The sequence below is a fragment of the Chitinophagaceae bacterium genome (genome assembly GCA_030053935.1).
In the GTDB taxonomy this organism is placed as follows: Bacteria; Bacteroidota; Bacteroidia; order Cytophagales; family JASGCU01; genus JASGCU01.
On sequence record JASGCU010000034.1, the window covers coordinates 16,609 to 23,076 of the forward strand.

Annotated in this window: 5 protein-coding genes; 4 read left to right on the top strand and 1 reads right to left on the bottom strand. The window is 32.4% G+C overall.

Annotated elements, in window-relative coordinates:
• Window positions 1–262: hypothetical protein (locus QM536_05125; GenBank protein ID MDI9356391.1), on the bottom strand; the 262-nt coding region annotated here is incomplete at its 3' end.
• Window positions 263–489: 227 nt separating this feature from the next.
• On the opposite strand from QM536_05125, the gene QM536_05130 reads away from it, so the two are divergent.
• The 4 genes from QM536_05130 to QM536_05145 all read left to right on the top strand — a co-directional run.
• On the top strand, window positions 490–1,767 hold the full coding sequence (locus QM536_05130; GenBank protein ID MDI9356392.1) for a sterol desaturase family protein: 1,278 nt from the start codon (window positions 490–492) through the stop codon (window positions 1,765–1,767).
• Window positions 1,737–3,062 (top strand): TolC family protein, encoded by a 1,326-nt coding sequence (locus QM536_05135; protein ID MDI9356393.1) that lies wholly within the window; start codon window positions 1,737–1,739, stop codon window positions 3,060–3,062. The genes QM536_05130 and QM536_05135 overlap by 31 nt, the downstream gene beginning before the upstream one ends.
• A 69-nt stretch (window positions 3,063–3,131) precedes the next feature.
• The gene (gene acnA / locus QM536_05140; GenBank protein ID MDI9356394.1) at window positions 3,132–5,834 is read left to right on the top strand and encodes an aconitate hydratase AcnA; all 2,703 of its coding nucleotides are present in this window, start codon (window positions 3,132–3,134) and stop codon (window positions 5,832–5,834) included.
• A gap of 174 nt (window positions 5,835–6,008) precedes the next feature.
• On the top strand, window positions 6,009–6,468 hold a 460-nt coding region (locus QM536_05145; protein MDI9356395.1), incomplete at its 3' end, for a DNA methyltransferase.

Here is a 6,468-nt window from a genome sequence, read left to right on the forward strand (position 1 = left end):
GAGCAAATTCTTTCTCATTTTTTTCTTGATACCTCTCTATTTTATTATTTAACTTATTATCTAAATTATGTAATTTATTCTCTACCTTATTATCTAACCTATCTAATCTATTCTCTAACTTATTATCTAAATTATCTATTCTCCTTTCTGTACTGTCCAATCTTTTCAGTATCATAAAGAGAATGTAACTTAAAAAGGCTCCTATTACTCCTAAAAAGGCTCCTATTACTCCTAATAGTATTTCAAAATTTTGTAAGTCCATAGTTTTGTTTTTTTATTCTAAATGAAACATATTACTTCTCATTTTTTATTTAACATACTAATAATATATTTTTTTTTATATTTATTCAATTATTTTGATAAGTTAATCAAAATAACGTTTTTTTTAATAAGAAAAATATCTTTTTTATTAAAATTATGAGAAAATATTCTCTTTTCGTTTTTTCTTCTCATTTATTTACTTAATGGTATCAGAATTATTTTATAGCAATGCAAACATATAGTCAAGTATTATTAATAGCAATTCCATTTTTTTTAGGACTTATACTTATAGAGAAATTATATGGGGTAATAGTAAAAAAAGATACTATTCGCATAATGGATATGATTTCTAGTATTAGTTCGGGTTCTACAAATATCACAAAAGATGTCTTAGGTTTAGGATTTGTAGTAATATCTTATCCTTTTTTATTAGAGCATTTTGCTCTGGTACATTTGGAGTCGAGTATTTTGTTGTATATCATAGCATTTGTGGTATTAGATTTTTCTGGGTATTGTACCCACCGAATCGCTCATAGGGTTAATATTTTTTGGAATGGGCATATTATTCATCATAGCAGTGAGGAATTTAATTTGTCTACCGCATTACGTCAGAGTATATCGGGATTTGTAAATATATTTACTTTTTTTCTTATACCAGCGGCATTGGTAGGAGTTCCTCATGATGTTATTTCTGTGGTAGCACCGTTACATCTTTTCGCACAGTTTTGGTATCATACTCAGCATATAAAAAAAATGGGGTGGTTAGAATATATTATAGTTACTCCTTCACATCATAGGGTTCATCATGCGATTAATCCTGTTTATATAGATAAAAATTATTCGCAGATATTTATTTTTTGGGATAAATTATTCGGCACTTTTCAAGAAGAGTTAGATGAAGAACCGCCTGTGTATGGGATTACTGTTCCTGCAAGGACGTGGAATCCGATAAAAATAAATTTTCAGCATCTTTTTTTATTAATACAAGATGCCATCAGAACAGATAGTATGAGAGATAAGATAAGAATATGGTTTATGCCTACAGGATGGCGTCCCGAAGATGTAAAAGAAAAATATCCGATTCAGAAGATAGAAAATGTTTTTCAACAAGAAAAATATAATCCTACTCAGCAGAGAGGACTTATGTATTGGACTTTTTTTCAGTTTCTTGGAACTATTTTTTTTATTCTTTATTTTTTTTCTTGTATCGGGAGTATAAATATAATCCAAATGTATGGTTATGGGCTTTTTATTTTTTTACATATTTATGCATATACAGAGTTGATGGATGATAAAAAAGATGCGATTCTGTTTGAAATATTAAAAAGTATGTATGGATTATTTTTATTTTATTATTATGATTCGTGGTTTGGACTTTTTGCAATAAGTAATATTGCTGCGATGTCTGTTCTTTTTTATTTTATTATATCTCCTATTTTTGTTTTATATTTTTATTTTCAATTACATCAAAAAGAATGGTCTATTCAAAAACAAAGTATGTTATAGTATTTTTTTTTATTTTTTTTTCGGGGTATTCACAAAATATTTTAAGTGTAGATGAAGCAATAAAAATAGGTATAGAAAATAATTATGGAATAAAAATAGCAGAGAAAAATAAACAAATATCACAGAATAATCATCAATTTTCTAATGCGGGGTTTTATCCGAATGTAAATGCAAATTTTGCTCAAAATTATAGAACAGAAGCTACCCATCAAGAATTTATAGATGCCAACAGACCTTCTACGGATAATCCTGAGGCAAAATCGAATTCTTTCTCTTCTTCTGTCAGTGTTGTATGGACAATTTTTAATGGGTTAAAAATGTTTTACACCTATAACAGATTGGGAAAAATGGAAGAAAATGCTGTTTTAGAAAAAAATAATACTGTACAGAATACTATAGCACAAATTCTTATTTCCTATTATAATATTGTAACACAATTTGAAAGAATACGTATTTTAAAAGAAACGTTGGTGATATCAGAGAAACGTTTAGAAATAGCAAAAAATAAATATGAAATAGGAAGGTCAGCAAAAGAAGATTTTTTGTCTGCACAAGTAGATTATAACTCCGATAAAAGTTCTCTTTTAACACAGGAGAATATTCTTTTTTCGTTGAAAGCGGATCTTAATAGTATTTTAGTGCGTGAGACAAATACGGATTTTATAGTACTTCCGCAGATAGATATTGATTCTCAATTGGTTATCAATACATTTATAGATAATTATTCAAATAATTTGAATATTCTTATTGCAAAAAAACAGATGCAAATAGCCCATATACAGTGGATGGAGGCAAGGGCAGATAGATACCCAACTATCAATGTTACGAGTGGATATATATTTAATATAGACAGGTCGCAGGTTGGGATTTTTGCACTTACCCAAAGAAATGGTTATAATTACGGAGTGACAGCGTCTGTTCCTATTTTTAATGGGAGAGTAGTGGAAAGAAGGATTCAAAATGCTAGAATTCAGAAAGAAATCAATGAATACAGGATAAAAGATTTAGAAACATCTTTTCAATTGGATATTCAAAGCATTTTTAATACCTATAAAACAGGGTTAGAACTTTTGAAATTAGAAAAGCAAAATGTATCTGTTGCTTTAGAAAATGAAAAAAATGTGTTGGAAAGATATATATTAGGGAACACAACTTTTGTTGTTTTAAGGCAAGCGCAAGTAGCGGCTCTTCAAGCAGAAAATCGTCTTTTTACTGCAAAATTTAATACGAAGTTAGCAGAAATTGAATTATTGAGATTAAGTGGGAAACTGATATCTACCTATCCAAATAACTGATAGCATATAAAAAGAAATACATATACAAATAATTTAATAATAATACATTTTATAACTAAAAAACAAAAGATGAAGAAAGATATTTTTGGAATAGAAAAAGAATTAAAAAGTGCGTTGGGTGTTCATAAGTATTATAGTTTGCAAGAGTTAAGCAAAAAAGAGAATCGTTTCAAGCATCTGCCATATTCTATAAGAATTTTATTAGAAAACGCAATCAGGAATTACGATGGTTTTGCTGTTACAGATGAGCATTTGGAAACTTTATTAGATTGGAAAAATACACAAGGGAAAAAAGAAATACCCTATACTCCCGCAAGAGTTCTTATGCAAGATTTTACAGGAGTTCCTGCGGTAGTAGATTTAGCATCTATACGAGAAGAAGTATCCCGAAAAGGGAAAGATATCAGTAAAACGAATCCTTTAGTGCCTGTGGCAATGGTTATAGATCATTCGGTTCAGGTAGAATTTTTTGGAACGAGTGCTTCTTATAATCAAAATGTAGCTTTGGAATATGAAAGAAATGAAGAGCGTTATAAACTTTTAAAATGGGGACAAAAGGCGTTAGATAATTTTACGGTTGTGCCACCAGGAATGGGAATATGCCATCAGGTAAATTTAGAGTATCTCGCAAGTGGAGTTATAGAAAGAGATGGGTATCTTTTTCCTGATACTTTAGTAGGAACAGATTCGCATACTCCTATGGTAAATGGAATAGGAGTTTTAGGATGGGGAGTGGGTGGTATAGAAGCAGAAGCAGCCATGTTAGGACAACCAATTTATATGACCCTCCCCGAAGTTATCGGGTTAAAAATTATAGGAAAACTAAAAGAAGGTATTACAGCAACGGATTTAGTGCTTACTATCACACGTATATTAAGAGATGTAGGAGTTGTAGAAAAAATTGTGGAAATATTCGGACCAGGGGTAGCAAATCTCACCGTTCCTGATAGATCTACTATTTCTAATATGTCTCCTGAATTTGGATGCACCGATACCCATTGGGCAGTAGATGAGCAAACAATCGCATATCTAAAAAGAACGAATCGTCCCGAAAAACATATACAGATGGTAGAAACATATTGTAAAAAAAATATGCTTTGGAGAGAAGATGCCAATGAAATTCAATACACTCAGGTGGTAACTTTGGATTTGAACACGATAGAACCCACCATATCCGGACCAAAGCGTCCACAAGATAAAATACTACTCAAAGAAGCAAAAGAAAAAGTTATCAACGTTCTAAAAGAAAGCTACCAGAGAGAATATGTTCCTGTAGAAAAAAGGAATCCTACGGTGAAAGATAAAACTCTTAAAACTATCAGCATGAACATAGGAGATATTTCTTATTCTCTCTCCGATGGAGCGGTGGTAATGGCTGCTATTACATCTTGCACTAATACTTCTAACCCCAGTGTTATGATAGGTGCGGGATTAGTTGCTAAAAAAGCTATAGAAAAAGGTCTCAATATAAAACCATGGGTAAAAACATCCCTTGCTCCTGGCTCAAGAGTAGTAACCGAATACCTCAAAAAAGCAGAACTCCTCCCCTATTTAGAAGCTTTAAAATTTCACGTGGTTGGCTATGGTTGCACTACTTGTATAGGTAACTCAGGAGATATGCCTCCCGCTATTCAAAAAGCAGTTATAGAAAATGATCTCATCGTATCTGCTGTTCTTTCGGGAAATAGAAACTTCGAAGCCCGCATACATCCCAATATAAAAATGAATTTTCTTGCCTCCCCTCTTTTAGTAGTAGCTTATGCCATTGCAGGAAGAACTGATTTTGATATGAATAATGATGCACTGGGAGTAAATTCTAATGGAGAATCCGTGTATCTCAAAGATATATGGCCTTCTCATGAGGAAATAAATACTTATATGGAAAAAGTAGTAACCCCCGCAGATTATAAAAAAGTATATCATACTGTGTTTGATGGGGATGAGACATGGCAAAAACTCAACGTACCCAAAGGCAAACTCTATAAGTGGGATTCACAATCTACTTACATTCAAGAAGCTCCCTTTTTTAAAAATATATCCGAAAAAGTTTCTGAACCCACGAATATTACTGGAGCAAGAGTATTACTCCAACTCGGCGATAGTATAACTACAGACCATATTTCTCCCGCTGGGTCTTTCAAAGCAGAACATCCCGCAGGTATTTATTTAACAAAAAGAGGAATAGAAAAAAAGGATTTTAATTCTTATGGTGCGAGAAGAGGAAACCACGAAATAATGATGCGTGGAACTTTTGCAAATGTGAGAATTAAAAATAAACTCGCTTCCAAAGAAGGAGGATGGACAAAATACCACCCAACAGGCGAGGAGATGTATATCTACGATGCTTCTATGAAATACCAAGCCACAAAAACCCCTCTCATCATCATCGGCGGAAAAGAATATGGCTCGGGGAGTAGCAGAGATTGGGCAGCAAAAGGAACAAATCTTCTCGGAGTAAAAGCCGTTATTGCTGAAAGCTACGAAAGAATCCACCGCTCAAACCTCGTAGGTATGGGAGTTCTCCCTATCGTATTTGTAAACGGAGAAAATCAAGAATCTCTCCACCTCAAAGGAGACGAAGTATATGATATACTCGGATTGGACTCAAATCTTACCCCCAATAAAATAGTAACCGTAAAAGCAACTACTCCAAATGGATCCACAAAAACCTTTTCTGCTCAAATTCGCTTAGATTCTCAAGTAGATATTGCTTATTGGAAACACGGAGGTATTCTTAACTATGTATTGAGAAGCTTTTTGAAAGGGGAATAACACCATAAAGAGGGGCTGAAAAGTCACTTTCAATACATTTGTAGTTTTGTAACCCTTTGATTATCAATAGGTTTAAAATTAAATATTTGTGTAAAAAGGACTTTTCGAAACCTCTCTTCCATATGAGTACCCCCAAACAATATACATTTGAATACCTAAAAACCAAAAATCAAAATGACGGAAGAAATAAACTATGCTTTAGTTGAAGATGTGAGACCACCAATCTACACTGCAATGAAATATTGGGAAAAAAAACCTCATAACATTTGGCGAAAATATATTGAAAACTATACCCCCGAAAACGGACTTTTTCTTGACCCATTTTCAGGAAGCGGTATGAGTGCTTTTGAAGCCATGAAAGCAAATAGAAAAGTAATTGCCTTTGACTTAAACCCATTGACATCTTTTACAATAGAAATTTTTGCAACCGATTTTGATAAAAACAAATTTGAGAAAGAAGTAGTAAGAATTGCTTACACATTCACAAATGATGAGGTTTACAAAAAATATTTTACAACACAATCACGACAAAGCAAAGAAATAGCTATTGTTCAGAGTTTGAAATGGGAAGATGAGAAAATTTATGAGTTAGGAATTGAAGCAACAGAAAATGAAATTAAAGAGCAAGAAGAAT

Excerpts from the sequence above, each read along its gene's own strand:
- QM536_05130 (MDI9356392.1), top strand. The coding sequence starts at position 490 with ATGCAAACATATAGTCAAGTATTATTAATAGCAATTCCATTTTTTTTA.
- QM536_05135 (MDI9356393.1), top strand. The coding sequence starts at position 1,737 with ATGGTCTATTCAAAAACAAAGTATGTTATAGTATTTTTTTTTATTTTT.
- acnA (MDI9356394.1), top strand. The coding sequence starts at position 3,132 with ATGAAGAAAGATATTTTTGGAATAGAAAAAGAATTAAAAAGTGCGTTG.